Annotated in this window: 11 protein-coding genes and 2 tRNA genes; 8 read left to right on the forward strand and 5 right to left on the reverse strand. The window is 72.2% G+C overall.

The genetic code is table 11. The annotated features are described in order from the left end of the window. Positions 1 to 2,207: RHS repeat-associated core domain-containing protein (locus tag B4K29_RS10560; protein ID WP_286956206.1), on the forward strand; the 2,207-nt coding region annotated here is incomplete at its 5' end. 427 nt (positions 2,208 to 2,634) lie between these two features. Next, positions 2,635 to 3,532 (forward strand): IS5 family transposase gene (locus tag B4K29_RS10565; protein WP_286956207.1). Its coding sequence is split into 2 segments (ribosomal slippage): positions 2,635 to 2,985 and positions 2,987 to 3,532, totalling 897 coding nucleotides; the frame shifts between segments, so codons are not numbered across the junction. Positions 3,533 to 3,629: 97 nt separating this feature from the next. Here B4K29_RS10565 and B4K29_RS10570 read toward each other — a convergent pair. Beyond that, positions 3,630 to 4,919 carry a glycosyltransferase family 2 protein gene (locus tag B4K29_RS10570; protein WP_286956209.1) on the reverse strand — a complete coding sequence of 430 codons (1,290 nt, stop codon included), beginning with the start codon at positions 4,917 to 4,919 and terminating at the stop codon, positions 3,630 to 3,632. Between the two features lie 158 nt (positions 4,920 to 5,077). Then, positions 5,078 to 5,755: a copper resistance CopC family protein gene (locus B4K29_RS10575; protein WP_286956211.1), complete on the reverse strand. Its 678-nt coding sequence runs from the start codon at positions 5,753 to 5,755 to the stop codon at positions 5,078 to 5,080. 168 nt (positions 5,756 to 5,923) lie between these two features. Here B4K29_RS10575 and B4K29_RS10580 point away from each other — a divergent pair, with 168 nt between their 5' ends. Continuing rightward, positions 5,924 to 6,280 (forward strand): hypothetical protein, encoded by a 357-nt coding sequence (locus B4K29_RS10580; protein WP_286956212.1) that lies wholly within the window; start codon positions 5,924 to 5,926, stop codon positions 6,278 to 6,280. Continuing rightward, entirely contained in the window at positions 6,277 to 7,710 is a 1,434-nt protein-coding gene (locus tag B4K29_RS10585) for a thioesterase domain-containing protein (RefSeq protein WP_286956214.1), read from the forward strand. The genes B4K29_RS10580 and B4K29_RS10585 overlap by 4 nt, the downstream gene beginning before the upstream one ends. Before the next feature lie 71 nt (positions 7,711 to 7,781). Here B4K29_RS10585 and B4K29_RS10590 read toward each other — a convergent pair. Both B4K29_RS10590 and orn read right to left on the reverse strand, forming a co-directional pair. Further along, a tRNA-His gene (locus B4K29_RS10590) sits at positions 7,782 to 7,857 on the reverse strand. Between the two features lie 124 nt (positions 7,858 to 7,981). Continuing rightward, the gene (gene orn, locus B4K29_RS10595; protein ID WP_286956217.1) at positions 7,982 to 8,626 is read right to left on the reverse strand and encodes an oligoribonuclease; all 645 of its coding nucleotides are present in this window, start codon (positions 8,624 to 8,626) and stop codon (positions 7,982 to 7,984) included. 44 nt (positions 8,627 to 8,670) lie between these two features. Here orn and B4K29_RS10600 point away from each other — a divergent pair, with 44 nt between their 5' ends. The 3 genes from B4K29_RS10600 to B4K29_RS10610 are packed head-to-tail and all read left to right on the forward strand — an operon-like array spanning position 8,671 to position 15,100. Then, positions 8,671 to 9,828 carry a PrsW family intramembrane metalloprotease gene (locus B4K29_RS10600; RefSeq protein ID WP_286967267.1) on the forward strand — a complete coding sequence of 386 codons (1,158 nt, stop codon included), beginning with the start codon at positions 8,671 to 8,673 and terminating at the stop codon, positions 9,826 to 9,828. Positions 9,829 to 9,881: 53 nt separating this feature from the next. Beyond that, positions 9,882 to 13,760 carry a Pls/PosA family non-ribosomal peptide synthetase gene (locus B4K29_RS10605; RefSeq protein WP_286967268.1) on the forward strand — a complete coding sequence of 1,293 codons (3,879 nt, stop codon included), beginning with the start codon at positions 9,882 to 9,884 and terminating at the stop codon, positions 13,758 to 13,760. After that, complete coding sequence (locus B4K29_RS10610; RefSeq protein WP_286956228.1) at positions 13,757 to 15,100, forward strand: M1 family metallopeptidase; 1,344 nt, start codon at positions 13,757 to 13,759, stop codon at positions 15,098 to 15,100. The genes B4K29_RS10605 and B4K29_RS10610 overlap by 4 nt, the downstream gene beginning before the upstream one ends. A gap of 218 nt (positions 15,101 to 15,318) precedes the next feature. On the opposite strand, the gene B4K29_RS10615 is transcribed toward B4K29_RS10610, so the two are convergent. Next, positions 15,319 to 16,035, reverse strand: coding sequence for a 4'-phosphopantetheinyl transferase family protein (locus B4K29_RS10615; RefSeq protein WP_019287750.1), 717 nt, complete (start codon positions 16,033 to 16,035; stop codon positions 15,319 to 15,321). Positions 16,036 to 16,105: 70 nt separating this feature from the next. On the opposite strand from B4K29_RS10615, the gene B4K29_RS10620 reads away from it, so the two are divergent. Next, a tRNA-Arg gene (locus B4K29_RS10620) sits at positions 16,106 to 16,178 on the forward strand.

The raw sequence follows: 16,178 nt of genomic DNA on the forward strand, positions 1-16,178 counted from the left end.
CGGCGAACTCGATGATCGCGACGACGACCGACGCGATGGGTGCTGGCGCTGCGGGTGGCAACATCACCAAGTACACGTGGGACACGGCGAACAATCCGACCCAGGTGCAGATCCCCACCGGTGCCATGACGTCGGCGGTGTACACCACAGGCGGGGCATGCGGATCCACCGACTCGGCCAACCCGGACCGGCCCAAGTGCCTCACCGACGACGCGGGCAACAAGACCTCGATGACCTACGACGCCGTCGGGAACCTGACCAGCAAGACCGACACCACCGCCACCGGCGGGGCTGCATTGAAGTACACGTGGAGCGTGCCCGGCTCGACGGACAACACGAAGAACTGCTCCCCGTTCGCGGGCCAGCTGTGCACCATCACCAAGGGCAACGGCAACGTCACCCGGTACACGTACAACGCGAACGGTGACCTGACCAAGGTCACGCCACCGTCCCCGCTGGGAGTCCAGACCTTCGAGTACGACTCCCTGGGCCGGATGACGGCCTCGATCAACGGCCGCGGCCACCGGATCACGTACACCTGGGACAACCAGGACCGGAAGGTGAGCTACACCATCCCGGACACCCCCGCGGGGAACCCGTGGACGAACTATCTGACCTACGACGCCGACGGCAATGTCACCTACAACCAGTCCACCATGGGCTATGACGCGCTGAACCGGCTGGTGTCGATGAAGACCCCGGCGCACGCGAACCCCTCGACCGTGGGCTATGACCCGGCCGGGAACGTCACCACCTCCACCGACCCTGACGGTAACGCCACCACGTACACCTACGACGCCGCGAACCAGGTCACCACGGCCGGGTTCCCCGGCGCCACCTGCAGCCAGGACCTCGCCTCGCAGGCCGGGTGCGTCAAGTTCGGCTATAACGCGAACGGCCTGGAGAACAAGCGGGTCATGCCCGCCAACGTCGTCCAGGACATCACCTACGACAACTCCTCCCGGGTGACTCGCACCAAGGCCGGCTCTCCGAACCAGGCAGTCTTGAACGACTTCGCCTACACGTACACCGCCACGGGCGGTGGGGACCGCACCCAGGTGCAGACCATGACCGACAACGTGGGCTACGCCGCTAATGGCGCCACGGCCATCCCCAAGGGCGCGGTCACCAGCTACGGCTATGACTCCCTCAAGCGACTGACCAGCGCGACGGAGAAGACCCCCGCGGGCGCCGCGTCGGCGTCGTACGCCTACGCGTATGACAAGAACGGCAACCGCACCAGCCAGACCCGGACGGGAAGCCTGGGGTACAACGCGCAGCCCGGCACCACCAGCTACGGGTACAACACCGCGGACCAGCTGACCACCCTCAACGGTGACGCCAGCAAGTTCTCCTACGACGCCGACGGCAACGAGCTCACCGCGCCTGGAGACACCGGCGTCGGGGTGCCCAACCGCAGCAGTGAGTGGACCGCTGACAACGTGGCCACCGCGATGACCACCCATGGCAGTGACCGGTACGAGTACGGCTACGTTCAGCACAGCGACCAGGGCAACCTGATGTGGTGGAACCACGGTTCCACCCAGCAGCGATCCCCGATCGGGCTGGACACCACCGTTACCGAGTCCTCGGGTACCACCAAGTACCTGCTGCACCCTTCGGGCAAGCCCCTGGCGTACAAGTGGGTCGCCAACGGCGGGGACTGGAAGACCGACCCCGGCCTTTACTACCTGACTGACCGGCAGGGCTCGGTCACCAGCACCGCGACCGGTGACCACGGCCTCGAAGCCGCGATCTACCGATACTCCCCCTACGGGGAATGGCGCGTCGCCGACGAGCACTACGACGGCGGCACCAAGGCCAACCGTATCCAGTTCCACGGCCTTCTCTACGACGACGCCACCGGCCTCTACCGCACCGACACCCGCTGGTACGACCCCGGCACCGGCCGCTTCACCCAACCCGACACCGCCGCCAAGGAAGCCAACCCCTACCTGTACGCAGGCGCTAACCCATGCAACGCCACCGACCCCACCGGTGAGTCATGCACCAAGGCTATGGTCGGAGCGGCCATAGGTGCCGGGGGGATGGTCGCCAGCGCCATCGGCGTGGGAGTATTCGCCCTTGGCACTCCCGTCACAGGTGGTCTTTCGAGCGTCGGCGCGTATGCTTCAGGTGTCGGTTTCGTGCTGTCGGCGGGTGGCCTGGCTCTGTCCATTGATTCAGTTAGGGAGTCGTGTGGATAGCTATCAGAAGAACAGGACCTTACGGTTTTACCGGCGTCTTCTGCCGTTCTTCAGCTGCGCGGTTCTATTCGGCATATTTCTCTATGCCTATCTTTACACCGACACCTGGGGGTGGCTGATTGCAGGAGCGATCTCTGTAACTGCCAGCCTCTACTTCCTAAGGGTGGCTCTGCTCAAACAGCGAAGGGAAGACTCTGAACGAGGGTGACTCTCGTAACGGTAGACATCGCGAGTTGCTCCTTCTGGGTCGTGGTGGCCGCCCCGGCTTCGGGTCGTCTTGCGCTGCTCCCAGCGCCTCGATCAGCGAAGTCATCAGCGGGGTTCATTGGAGTAAAGCTGGACATGTCCGAAATCTAGGCGACATGCCGTGGTGTGCCTAGGGCGTGTCTCCCAAAGGTGTGCGTGGTGACCCGCGATTCTTGGTGCCATGTCGCGGATGCAGGTGCTCTCGGATGATGAGTGGGAGCTGATCGAACCGTTCATGCCGAGCTCGGATGGCAAGCGGGGCAGGCGTTTTCGTGATCACCGCGTCGTTGTCGAGGGGATCATCTACCGGTACCGGACCGGGATCGCGTGGCGGGACCTGCCGGGCGAGTTCGGCCCCTGGCAGACCGTGTGGAAGCGACACCGCCGGTTCGCGGGGGACGGGACCTGGGACCGGGTCCTGACCGCGCTGCTCGTGCGCGCGGATGCCGCGGGGGTGATCGACTGGGACACCGCGGTCGACTCCACGATCGGGCGAGCTCACCAGCACGCGACGAACACCACCCGCCTCGCGGGGGGCTCTGTCGAATCACAAGAATCTGCTCACCGAGCCGGCTGACCACGCCGTCGGCAGGTCCCGCGGAGGCCTGTCCACGAAGGTCCACCAGCTGTGCGACGGCAAGGGCCGCCCGATCGTGGTGCTGCTCGGTCCCGGTCAGGGCAGCGACTCGACGATGTTCGCGAACCTGCTTGCCGCTTTGCGGATCCCGCGCCCAGGCCCGGGTCGCCCCCGCACGACACCGGACGCGGTGATGGCCGACAAGGCGTACTCCTCCCGAGCCCACCGCGCGCTGCTGCGCGCACGGGGAATCACGGCCGTGATCGCCGAGCCCCGCGACCAGCAGGCCAACCGCAAACGCCGCGGCTCGGCCGGTGGGCGTCCCCCGAAGACCGACCCGCACCTGTACGCCAAACGCCACGTCATCGAGAACGGCTTCCAACGCATCAAGCAATGGCGAGGCCTCGCGACCCGCTACGACAAGCTCGCCATCACCTACCGCGCCGGCATCCTCCTACGCGCCATCACCCTCTGGCTACCAGAATTGAGAGACACGCCCTAGGGGACCGACCTCACTAGGGACGATTCCACGACCGCCGTCCCCCAGGGGGGTGCCTGCGGCGACGCACCGGTGACGGACGGTCGCGCTCGGCTCACGGTCAGCGTCGTGTCGAGGCACCCATGACCTGGCGGCGGGCGGGGCTGACCCATCGGCCGGTGGACGGAGCGGCCCAGGCGCGACCCAGCGCGGTCAGGCACAGGGCCGCATCGAGGATCCGCAGGAGGGGGAAGGCCACGGCATACAGCAGGTAGGACGCTCGACGGGTGCTGACCGCGGCCAGGACCGACAGGATCAGGTCCGGGAGCAGCACCCCTAGCAGCACGTCCTTGACCGTGAGGAGGCCACCGAGCCAGACGAGCCACCCGGGAGGACCGGCGACGGCACCGGCGAGCGCGCTCGCCAGCAGGCTGCACGCCAGCAGGGGGACGACGAGCAGCCACACGAGGGACGCGACCACCACCTCCACCACGAAGGCGCCCAGCGCCGTCCAGAACACACCGCGGTGCAGTCCGTGCAGGCGCACCGTCTGCCAGAAGCCGAGCATCCACCGGCGCATCTGGTGGCGGTAGTCCCGCAACCGGTCGGGGTCCTGCGTGTAGGCCGTCGCGGACTGCGGGTGGAAGTCGATGCGGCCGAGGCCCTTGCGATGCACCTCGAAGGTCATGTTGAAGTCCTCGATCACCAGTCCCGGTGCCACCACGTCGATCTCGCGCAGGGCGCTGGTGCGGTAGAGGCTGGCAAAGCCGGGGACGATGGGCACGGCGTTGGCCGCGCGCGCGGCCTGGCCGTACTTGAGGAGCAGCTGCACGGCGACGTAGAGGCGCTCGCGGTAGGCGACGAGGAGGCGCCCGAGCAGGGTGGGGGAAGGCGGGTCGAACAGGGTCCGGGCGCGCCCGGCGACGGCCACCACGTCGGGGTCGGCGAGGTGCGGCAGCGCGGTGGACAGGTAGTCGTCGGCCGGCTGGGTGTCGGCGTCGAGCAGCATCACGACCTCGTAGCGGTCGCAGAGGCCGAAGTGCTCGATGCCGGCGGCGAGGGCGCCGGCCTTCCCGCGGTTGGGGTGCAGGTCCAGGACGTTGACGCCGCAGGCCCGGGCGAGCTCCGCGGTGCGGTCGTGGGAGCCGTCGCTGACGATGTGGATCTGCTGGGGCGGGACCAGGGCCGAGGCGCTGCGGATGGTCTGCTCGATCACGAGCTCCTCGTCGTGCGCGGCCACGAGGACCGCCACCTGGTCCAGGCCCGGCGGGTCCGTGTGCGCACGGTGGGACCCCTGGTGCGTGCGGCTGGTCGTCCTGCGTCGCCCGGCCACCAGACGGCCGACACCGACCAACGACCACACCGTCGTGGAGATGCCCACGACCAGCACGGCCAGCACCAGACCGGTCATCCGTCACCGCCTCGGTCCCGCCGCCGAGACCATGCCGGACGGCCCGGGCGCACGGCGGCGATGGACAGACCATGCCTTGCTCACCCGAGGGCAGGGGAGGGTTGGCCTGGGCGAGGCAGCTCAGAGCCCCCCGGGTGGCGGACGACGACCACGCTCGGTCAGCGGCGGCCACCCCCGTCGTCGGCGCGGCGACGTCGGGTCAGGCGGCTCAGGCTCACCAGCCCCCCTACGGCGAGGACGAGGGCCAGGCCGACCCACGGCCACGGGGAGCTGCCACCCGAGGAGGCGGAGGCCGACGGGCTCGCGGGCTGGGCGGTCGGGCTCGTCGTCGCGGGGCTGGTCGACGTGGGGCCGGTCGACGTGGGGCTCGACGAGGCGGGCGCGCTCGTCGTCGCGGGGGACGAGGTGGGCGTGGTGGACGTGGTGGACGTGGGAGCACCGGTGGCCCCGGACGTCGCGAGCGTGAAGTGCAGCTCGCCGGCGATCCGGTGGGTGTCGGCGCTGACGACGCTGTAGACGACGCGGTAGCGGCCGTCGACCAGCCCGGCAGGGAGCCGGGCGCTGACCACGGGGCCGGCGACCGTGGCTGCCTCGGCGACCTGGCGACCCTCGGGGTCGGTGACGATGACCTTGCTGAACTGTCCCTTGACGTCCTCGTTGAAGGTCAGGGTCACCGCCGTCGGTGCGGTGCGCAGGGTGCTTCCGTCGGCGGGGTCGGCGGACACGAGGGCCGAGTGCGCGGACGCAGGCCCGGCACCGAGCAGGGCGAGCGCTGCGGTGAGGAGGATCAGCAGCGGCAGGGCGACGTGGCGGGCTGGGCTGACGTGGGTGGGCATGGTTCCTTCCGGTCTGGACCCGTCTCGCGGCCGAGTTGTCCACAGGTCGTCGCGATCCGGTCGGCGTGGTCCCCAGGCAGAGCGGGCGCGTCCCGGGGTGGTGCAGGTCCTTCCTAGCATCCTCGCCAGGGCCGTCCATGGGAGGACGGCGCGGCGGCGGAGGTGAGCATGGACGGTGGTCAGGTCGTGGCGTGCGCGGCGGTGCTGGAGCAGCACGCGGCGGGCATGGGGCGGGCGGCGGAGCGGCTCGCGCAGGCGGCCGCGGGGGTGGACTGGCAGTCCCCGGCCGCCCAGGCCGCCCGGGACCGGGTCGACGACCTCGTCGCCGGTCTGCGCGCGGGGTCCGAGCAGGTGCAGGAGGCGGCGGTCGCGGTCAGAGCGCACGGTATGGCGGTCTCCGCCGCCTGGGCCGAGCTCGTCTCGACCGCGGCCGCCGTCCACGACGCCGCCGACCAGGGGGCCGAGGCGGTGCGCCGGGTGTTGCGTGACGAGCCGGTGGGCACGGGCCTGGTGGGCCTCCGGTGACTGGGGACGGGCCCCGGATCACGGGCGTCGACGGCGGCGCCGGCGGCATCAGGGTGGTCGTGGACGACGTGCAGATGCTGGGCGTGCTGTGCCGGGGCGTGGGCGCCGATCTCGACGAGCTGGGCGTCGCGGGCGCCCTGGCAGGCGCGGGTCTCGCGGTCGACGCGACGGCTGTCCTCTCCCCGGCCACCGCGCTGGGGGCCGCCGCGGCGCTGCAGCGGTCGCTGATCGGCCCGTTCTCCCCGCTCGTCGTCGCGGGTGGCGCGCGGGTCGTCGGCAACGCCCTCGTCACGGCGGCGAGCGGCTACGACCTGGCCGAGGTCGCCAACACCGCCCTGTGGGACGCCCGCGACGCGGCCGGCGTGGTCCTCGCGGTCGAGGGCGTCGTCCGTGACCCGGTGGGCACGACCCGGTCGGTGGGGGAGGCCTACCTGACGGAGTCACTGCGGGCCGGGGAGCCGCTCTCACCCCGGGAGGCGGCCGACCGGTGGGCCGCTGACCACGCGGGGGAGCTGGAGCACCGGATCAACGGTGCCGCTGCCCTATCTGCCCCTTGGGTCGCGGTCGCCCGTCTCGCCCAGGGCGAGGAGGTCCTGGGGGAGCACGCGGAGCTGTCCCCGGTCGCGGTGGTCGCGCACGCCGCCGCGCCGCTGTGGGTCGACGGCGAACCCGTCCTGGTGGCCGCCGGGCCCGTGTCGGTCGGGCCGGCGCCTGGACGCACCGCCGACGTGGTGCGGGGCCTCGCCGAGACCAACGCGCGCGAGGACGGCACGATCGCGGTGCGGCGCATCACCAGCCGGCAGGACGGGACGGACCGGCAGGCGGTGCTCGTCGACGTCCCGGGCACCGACGCCTGGAGCCTGCCGGGGGAGGAGACGGACCAGGTCCGAGACCTCGGCGGCAACGTGGGCCTGATGGGTGGGGAGGCCACCGCCTACGCCCGTGGCGTCGAAGCGGCCGTGGTGGCGGCGGGCGTGCCCAAGGACGTGCCGATCGCGCTGGCGGGGCACTCGCAGGGCGGCATGGCCGCGGTGGTGGCCGCCGCCCGGTTGCGCAGCCAGGGCTACCGCGTGACGCACGTGCTCGCGGTGGCGGCGCCGATCGCCCACCTGCGGCAGCCGCGCGGCGTGACCACGCTGGCGCTCGACGGCGACCGGGACGTCGTCACCAAGCTCGACGGGCGCGCCAACGGCGACCGCGCGCGGCGGGTGACGGTGCGGTTCGACAGCGGTCTCGCGGGCACGGGCCCCAACCACGACCTGCGGACCTACGCCCGGGCGGCCGACGAGGTCGACGAGCTCGCCGCCACGGACCCCTCGCTGGCTCGCGTGGTCAGCGAGATGCGTGCGGTCGGCGTGCTCAACGAGGACGGGGCAGCGGCGTCGATGGAGACCACCCACGTCCGCATCACCGCCGACCGGCGATGGTGAGCCGCGAGGGCGCGGTTCGGGCAGGCAGCCGAGAGGCCCCGGACCGTCACGGTCCGGGGCCTCGCATCGACTGGGGTGAGTGACGGGACTTGAACCCGCGGCCACCTGGACCACAACCAGGTGCTCTACCAGCTGAGCTACACCCACCATGCACCTCGACCACGGTCGCCCGCGTCGAGCAGCGCGGACCATACTACCGTGGATCTGAGGTGCTTCCGACCACGTTAGGACCGACGTTCGGCCCGGGGCGGCCCGGGACGGACCAGGGCGCTCAGGCCCGGGGGGAGCCGCCGCCCCCGCCCTCGTGTTTCGCCGCGATCCCCCGCGCCTGGTCGGTCGTGGGCCCGGGCTGCGGCACGAACATCGCCTCGCGGTAGTAGCGCAGCTCGGCGATCGACTCGGTGATGTCGGCCAGCGCGCGGTGCCCACCGACCTTCTTGGGGGAGTTGAAGTACACCCGCGGGTACCACCGCCGGGACAGCTCCTTGATCGAGGAGACGTCGACGATCCGGTAGTGCAGGTAGGACTCGAGCTCGGCCATGTCCCGGGCGAGGAAGCCGCGGTCGGTCGCGACGGTGTTGCCCCCGAGCGGGGCCTTGCCGGGCTCGGGGACCCACTCGCGCACGTAGTCCAGGACGCGGGTCTGCGCCTCCGCCATCGTCACCCCGGAGTCCAGCTCGGCGAGCAGCCCGCTCGTCGTGTGCATCTCGCGCACGAAGTCGTTCATCTGGTCCAGGGCCGCCTGCTCCGGGCGGATGATCACGTCGACACCGTCGCCGAGCTGGTTGAGCTCGAAGTCCGTGACCAGCGCGGCCACCTCGATGAGCGCGTCGTGCTCGAGCGACAGCCCGGTCATCTCGCAGTCGATCCAGACGATCCGGTCGGTCAGGGCCTTGTCGGTGCCAGCGCTAGTCACCCGCCCCACTGTAGCCACCTCACCCGGACGGCTAGCCTGCAGGCATGAGTCGGTCGCCCGGGGGACCCCCGCTGTCCATGGCCGCAGCCGTCCCCCCTCGGCGGGCGACGCTGCGCCGCTGGCTCATGGTGGGTCTGCTCATGATCGGCTTCGGGCTGTGCTCGCTCGTGCTCCTCGGCGCGGTCGGCATCTCCACCGGCGTCGGCGCCGGGCTGCTCGGTCTCGTCTTCGCCGCCCTCCCCGTCGGGGTGGTGGTGCCGGCGTTCCTGTGGATCGACCGGCTCGAGAGCGAGCCGCGCCGGATGCTGGTGCTGGCCTTCGCGTGGGGTGCGGTGGTCGCCACGGCCGTGGCGCTGGTCGCCAACACGGGCACGATGGCGATCATCGCCGGTGCCACCGGGACCGACCCGACGTCGCTGGGTGCCGTGGTGGTGGCCCCGGTCGTGGAGGAGAGCGCCAAGGGTCTCGGGCTGCTCGTCATCCTGTGGCTGCAGCGCCGCGAGTTCGACGGCGTGGTCGACGGACTCGTCTACGCCGGCCTGGTCGCGGGCGGGTTCGCCTTCGGCGAGAACATCCTCTACCTCGGGCGCGCCTTCAACGAGGCCGGTGGCGCGGGGCTGGTCGCCACCTTCGTCCTGCGCGGCGTGGTCGGTCCGTTCGCCCACCCGATCTTCACCTGCTGCACGGGCGTGGGGATCGGCATCGCCGTCTATCGGCGGCGCGGTCCTCTGCGCGTGGTCGCACCCGTGGTCGGCTGGACCGTCGCCGTGGTCCTGCACGCTGCGTGGAACCTCTCCGCCGTCGCGGGCCTCGAGGGCTTCCTCACGGGTTATGTGCTGCTGCAGCTCCCGTTCTTCGTCGCCTTCGTGGGCCTGGCGGTCTGGGCGCGCCGCCGGGAGGCGCGGATCATCTCCGAGGAGCTCACGCGCTACGCCCGGGCGGGGTGGCTGGCCCCGACCGAGGTCGCCATGCTGGCGTCCGTCCCCGCCAGGCGCCAGGCCCGGGCCTGGGCTCGCGGGATCGGCGGGCGCCGCAGCCAGGCGGCCATGGACCGCTTCCAGGACGCGGCCAGCGACCTCGCCATGCTGCGGCACCGGATGGAGCTCGGCGACGTGGACGACGGCGTCCTCGCCCTCGAGCGTCACCTGCTGACGACGATGATGGAGTGTCGGTCGCAGTTCGTGGGCTCGCGCGCCCTGTAGGGTCTGCCGCGTCGCTCTGCGACGCGACCAGGAACAGAACAGGGACGTCTCACGTGGCAACGGCACAGCTGATCGGCGGCAGCACGCCGCCCGAGCGCACCCTCGTCGACCTCCTCGACCAGGTCGTCCAGACCCATCCCGACGCACCCGCCCTCGACGACGGCACGACCGTGCTGTCGTATGCCGAGCTGCGGGCCGCCGCCTCCCGCCTCGCCGACCGATTGCACGACGAGGGCGTCCGGCGCGGCGACAAGGTGGGTGTCCGCGTCCCGTCCGGCACCTGCGACCTCTACGTCGCCATCGTGGCGATCCTGCTGGCCGGCGCGGCCTACGTCCCGGTCGACGCCGACGACCCGATCGAGCGCGCCGAGCTCGTGTTCTCCGAGGCGAGCGCCGTCGCGGTGGTGGGGGCCCGGCTGCGGCTCCAGCTGCTCGACCTCGACGCCGACCGCCCCCTGGACGACCAGCGTCGCCCCACGCCGGACGACGACGCCTGGGTGATCTTCACGTCCGGCTCGACGGGCACGCCCAAGGGCGTCGCGGTGACCCATCGCAGCGCGGCGGCCTTCGTCGACGCGGAGGGCCGCATGTTCCTCCAGGACGCGCCGCAGGGCCCCGGCGACCGGGTCCTCGCCGGGCTGTCCGTCGCGTTCGACGCCAGCTGCGAGGAGATGTGGCTCGCCTGGGGGCACGGCGCCTGCCTCGTGCCCGCACCGCGTGCCCTCGTCCGCACGGGCATGGACCTCGGCCCCTGGCTCGTCGAGCGCGGGATCACCATCGTCTCGACGGTCCCGACGCTCGCGGCGCTGTGGCCCGCCGCGAGCCTGGACGCCGTGCGGCTGCTCATCTTCGGCGGCGAGGCCTGCCCGCCCGAGCTGGCCGAGCGGCTGGTGCGCCCCGGCCGTGAGGTGTGGAACACCTACGGTCCCACCGAGGCCACGGTCGTCGCGTGCGGTGCGCGGATGACCGGCGAGGGTGCCGTCTCGATCGGCCTGCCCCTCGACGGCTGGCAGCTCGCGATCGTCAGGGACGGCGAGCTGGTCGCCGAGGGCGAGGTCGGCGAGCTGATCATCGGCGGCGTCGGCCTGGCCCGCTACCTCGACCCGGCCAAGGACGCCGAGAAGTACGCCCCCCTGCCCCTGCTCGGCTGGGACCGCGCCTACCGCTCGGGCGACCTCGTCCGCTACGAGCCCGACGGCCTGATCTTCATGGGGCGCGCCGACGAGCAGGTCAAGCTCGGGGGCCGCCGCATCGAGCTCGGCGAGGTCGACGCGGCCCTGCAGGCGCTGCCCGAGGTGGCCGGCGCCGCCGCCGCGGTCCGCACCACCGACGCGGGCAACCAGATCCTCGTCGGCTACGTCGTGCCGAACGACCCCGACGGCTTCGACCGCGCCCAGGCCCGCAGCGAGCTCGCGAGCGTCCTGCCCGCCGCGCTGGTGCCCCTCATCGCCGTCGTCGACACCCTCCCCAGCAAGACCTCCGGCAAGGTCGACCGGGACGCCCTGCCCTGGCCGCTGCCCGACCTCGCGCCGAGCGCCCCGGGCGCTCCGGGTGGCACGAGCGAGCTGACCGGCACCACGGCCTGGCTCGCCGAGCAGTGGTCCTCGGTGCTCGGCTCACCCGTGACCAGCCCGGACGACGACTTCTTCGGCCTCGGCGGGTCCAGCCTCACCACCGCTCAGCTGGTCTCGGTCCTGCGCTCGACCCACCCCGAGATGACGGTCGCCGACGCCTACGCCCACCCGCGCCTCGCGGACCAGGCGTCCTACCTCGACGTCATGGCGGCGCGCCTGCGCGCCGACGACACCCCACCGCGCACCGTGACCCCCGTGCCCCGGCGGGCCCAGCTCGTGCAGCTGCTTCTCGGCATACCCCTGTCGACGGTCACGGGGCTGCAGTGGCTGGTGGGGGTCGCCGCCGCCAACTCCGTCGCCGCCCTGGTCTGGGACATCCCCTGGGCGCCCACCGCCCCGTGGTGGGCGATCCTGCTCGGCTGGTTCCTGCTGCTGACGCCCGTCGGGCGGATGGGCATCACGGTCGTCGGGGCCCGCCTGCTCCTGCGCGGAGTCCGCCCCGGCAGCTACCCCCGCGGCGGCTCGGTGCACCTGCGCCTGTGGGCCGCCGAGCGGCTGGCCGAGGCCGTCGGGGCGGTGACCATGGCCGGCGCGCCGTGGATCGTCTACTACGCCCGCGCCCTCGGCGCCAAGATCGGCCGCGACGCCGACCTGCACACCCTGCCTCCCATCACCGGCCTCCTGTCGCTCGGTCGCGGTGCCTCGATCGAGCCCGAGGTCGATCTCGCCGGGCACTGGCTCGACGGTGACGTCCTGCACGTCGGGCAGGTCACGGTTCGCCCTGGCGCGGTCGTCGGAGGCCGTTCCACCCTCGGGCCCGGCGCAGTCGTGGGCCGCGACGCCGAGGTGCTGCCCGGGTCCTATGTCACCGGGGTCGTGCCCGACGGCGAGCTGTGGGCGGGCTCGCCCGCCACCAAGGTCGGCCGGGCGCGCCCGACCTGGCCCACCGAGCGTCCGGCCCAGTCGCGTGCCTGGCTGACGGCGTATGCCGTGAGCTCGGTCCTGCTCGGCCTCGTCCCCACCCTCGCCGTCGTGCCGGCCGCCGCGCTGGTGCTCTGGGCCGTCCACGACGCGCCGACGCTGTCCGAGGCCCTGCTGCGGGCCCTCGTGTGGACGCCACCGGCCACCGTGGTCGCGATGCTCACCCTCATGCTGCTGACGCTGGTCTGCGTGCGGCTGCTGGGTCTGGGGCTGCGCCCCGGCTACCACCCCGTCCGGTCCCGCATCGGCTGGCAGGTGTGGGCCACCGAGCGCCTCCTCGACAGCGCGCGCACCCAGCTGTTCCCCATCTACGCCAGCCTGTTCACCCCGGTGTGGCTGCGGCTGCTGGGCGCCCGCGTCGGCAAGAACGTCGAGGCCTCCACCGTCCTGCTGCTGCCCGCGATGACCCGGGTGGGGGAGGGCGCCTTCCTGGCCGACGACACGATGATCGCGTCCTACGAGCTCGGCGGCGGCTGGGTGCACATCGAGCGGGCCAAGGTCGGCAAGCGGGCCTTCCTCGGCAACTCGGGCATGGCCGCGCCGGGGCGCAGCGTCCCCAAGAACGGCCTGGTCGCCGTCCTCTCTGCCGCTCCCGCCAAGTCCAAGTCGGGCTCGTCGTGGCTGGGGAGCCCGCCGGTGCGCCTGCAGCGGCAGGCCACCGACCACGACCTGTCGCGGACCTACCACCCCACCCCCGGGCTCAAGGTCGCCCGCGCCCTGGTGGAGCTGTGCCGCGTCATACCCGTCATGTGCACGATCGCCCTCGCGGTGCTCGTGGTGGCGACCCTCGAGGTCCTGTGGGTGCAGGTCGGCTGGTGGGCCGCCGCCCTGCTCGCCGGTGTGGTGCTGCTGCTGACCGGGGTGCTGGCCGGCGCGATCACCGTCGCGGTCAAGTGGCTGCTCGTCGGCCGGCTGCGCGTCGTGGAGCACCCGCTGTGGAGCACCTTCGTGTGGCGCAACGAGGTCGTCGACACCTTCGTCGAGATGGTGGCCGCCCCCTGGCTCGCCTGGGCCGCGACCGGCACGCCGGTCCTCAACGTCTGGCTGCGCGCCCTCGGGGCCCGGATCGGGCACGGCGTCTGGTGCGAGAGCTACTGGCTGCCGGAGGCCGACCTGGTCACCCTGCGAGACGGGGTGAGCGTCAACCGTGGATGCGTCCTGCAGACCCACCTCTTCCATGATCGGATCATGCAGATGGACACCGTCACCCTCGACACCGGCGCCACCATGGGCCCGCACGGCGTGATCCTGCCTGCCGCCGGCCTCGGCGAGTCCACGACCGTCGGCCCGGCGTCCCTCGTGCTGCGTGGCGAGCAGGTGCCCGCCGGGACCCGCTGGATCGGCAACCCCATCGCCCCCTGGGCGGGCTCCGCATGAGGCCACCCGCGCTGCCGCGCCCGCGCACCTCGGCCGAGCTCGAGCCCGACCCCTACGTCCCCGCGCACGGCGACACGAGCTACACCGTCGCCCACTACGACCTGGAGCTCGACTACCGCGTGGCGAGCAACCGCCTGGCCGGGCGCGCCCGCATCCACGTGCGCCCCACCCGCCGCATCGACCGGCTGGCCCTCGACCTCGCCGGCCCGCTGGCGGTCGCCAAGGTCCTGGTGGACGGCAAGCGAGCCCGCTACGCCCACCGCGCGGCCCGGCTCACCGTCACGCTCCCGGGTCAGGTCTCCGCCGGGGCGGTGCTCGTGGTCGAGGTGCAGTGGTCGGGCAACCCGCGCCCGAGCCGGAGCCTGTGGGGCGAGGTCGGCTGGGAGGAGCTGACCGAGGGCGTGCTCGTCGCCGGCCAGCCCGACGGCGCCCCCACGTGGTTCCCCTGCAACGACCACCCCGGCATCAAGTCGACCTACGCGACGACGGTGACCTGCGACTCGCCATACACCGTCGTCACCAACGGCGTGCTGGTGCAGCGGGTCGTGCGGGGATCGCGGACCAGCTGGACCTACGAGCAGCGCGAGCCCATGGCGCCCTACCTCGCGAGCGTGCAGATCGGGGCTTACACCGCCGCGCGCATCGCCGACGCCCCCGACGTCCCGCAGACCCTGCACGTCCCGCCACGGCTCAAGGCCGAGGCGCTGCACGACTTCGGGCGCCAGCCGCAGATGATGGCCGTGTTCACCGAGCTCTTCGGGCCCTACCCGTTCCCCGCCTACGACGTGGTCGTGACGGACGACCCGCTCGAGATCCCGCTGGAGTCGCAGGGGTTCTCGACGTTCGGGGCCAACCACTGCACCGGGCGCCGGTCCGAGGAGCGGCTGGTGGCGCACGAGCTCGCGCACCAGTGGTTCGGCAACGCCGTCGGCGTCGCGACCTGGCAGCACATCTGGCTCAACGAGGGCTTCGCCTGCTACGCCGAGTGGCTGTGGTCGCCGCACGCCGGCGGTCAGTCCACCGACGCCCACGCCCGCCGCTGGCACGCGTCCCTCAAGCGTCAGCCGCAGGACCTGGTCCTCGCCGACCCGGGGGCGCGCGACATGTTCGACGACCGCGTCTACAAGCGCGGCGCCCTGACCCTGCACGCGCTGCGGATCACGGTGGGTGACAGCGTCTTCGGCGAGCTGGTGCAGTCCTGGGTGGCCGACCACCTGCACTCCGTCGTCACCACCGACATGTTCGTGACCCACGCCCAGCGGTATGGCGGAGCGACCGCCCGCTCGCTGCTCAAGGCGTGGCTCGAGCAGCCGACCCTGCCCGAGCTCCCTCGCCGCTGACGCTGCTGCCGGTCGGCTGGGTCCGGCCGACTCGCCGGCGCGTGCACAACTGCTGCACTATGGTCGGTCTCCCACGTGAGTTCCGTTGTGCCGCAACAGGTGGATCTCGACCGCTCTCCCTATGTGCAGCACGTGTGCCCGCCGCTGGGGCGGGTGGCACCTCGACGGCGGCGTGCGCCTGTCACGGCTGCCATCGCACGGAGGTTGGACGGGCGCAGCTAGTCGACGCGGAGGAGCTCGTCGCCGTCGAGCTGGGTGACGTCGATCGCCGCGACCCGGTCGTCCACGTCGTGCAGGGCCACGGCCGCGGCATACGATCCTGGCACCCTCAGGTCCGCGAGATGCACCGTGGGGGAGGGAGACTCGGGCCAGGCCAGCAGGGCCGGCTCCTCCGTCGGTGGGGTCACGCGCACGCTCGTCGGGTCGATCGTCATGCCGTGGCCGGTCGCCTTGAGGGCGGCCTCTTTGCGGACCCACCAGGTCGCCCGCGCCCAGTCGGCGTCGCGCTCGGACAGCTCCGCCAGCTCCTCGACCTCGGCAGGGTGCAGGGACACCTCGGCGAATCCCTCGAAGCCGCAGGCGGACTCGACCTCCACGTCCACGCCGACCGGGGCGGTGGGGGAGAGGGCCACCACGACGAGGTCGCCGGCGTGGCCGAGGCTGACGTGCTGGTCCAGGTCCGGGGCGAGCACCTTGCCGTGCTCGGTGGATCCGCAGGTGGGGCAACGGCGCTCGAGCACGACCTCGAGGGCGTCGACGCCGCAGCGGGAGGCCAGGGCGAGGCGCAGGAGGGCGTGCGAGGTGACGAGCCGAGCGCGGTCCGCCGGCCGGTGCAGCCCGTCCAGGCGGCGCAGCTCGTCGTCGTCGAGCAGCCCGCGCAGCGCGGGTATGTCGACCACGTGGGCCAGGTGGACCTCGACGTCCCCGGTGATCATGGGGTCATCGTCGCACCGCAGGTCACGGGGTGCAGGCAGCGGCGCGACCGGCCACTAGACTGGATGGCCGGCCCCCATAGCTCAACGGATAGAGCATCGGCCTTCTAATCCGACGGTTGCAGGTTCGAGTCCTGCTGGGGGCG

This window comes from Arsenicicoccus sp. UBA6765, assembly GCF_002453335.1.
GTDB lineage: Bacteria > Actinomycetota > Actinomycetes > Actinomycetales > Dermatophilaceae > Arsenicicoccus > Arsenicicoccus bolidensis.

What these genes read in the sequence shown, in the direction of transcription:
- B4K29_RS10600 (WP_286967267.1), top strand. Translation starts at nt 8,671, where the DNA reads ATGAGTCGGTCGCCCGGGGGACCCCCGCTGTCCATGGCCGCAGCCGTC.
- B4K29_RS10570 (WP_286956209.1), bottom strand. Translation starts at nt 4,919, where the DNA reads ATGACCGGTCTGGTGCTGGCCGTGCTGGTCGTGGGCATCTCCACGACG.
- B4K29_RS10615 (WP_019287750.1), bottom strand. Translation starts at nt 16,035, where the DNA reads ATGATCACCGGGGACGTCGAGGTCCACCTGGCCCACGTGGTCGACATA.
- B4K29_RS10580 (WP_286956212.1), top strand. Translation starts at nt 5,924, where the DNA reads ATGGACGGTGGTCAGGTCGTGGCGTGCGCGGCGGTGCTGGAGCAGCAC.
- B4K29_RS10575 (WP_286956211.1), bottom strand. Translation starts at nt 5,755, where the DNA reads ATGCCCACCCACGTCAGCCCAGCCCGCCACGTCGCCCTGCCGCTGCTG.
- B4K29_RS10610 (WP_286956228.1), top strand. Translation starts at nt 13,757, where the DNA reads ATGAGGCCACCCGCGCTGCCGCGCCCGCGCACCTCGGCCGAGCTCGAG.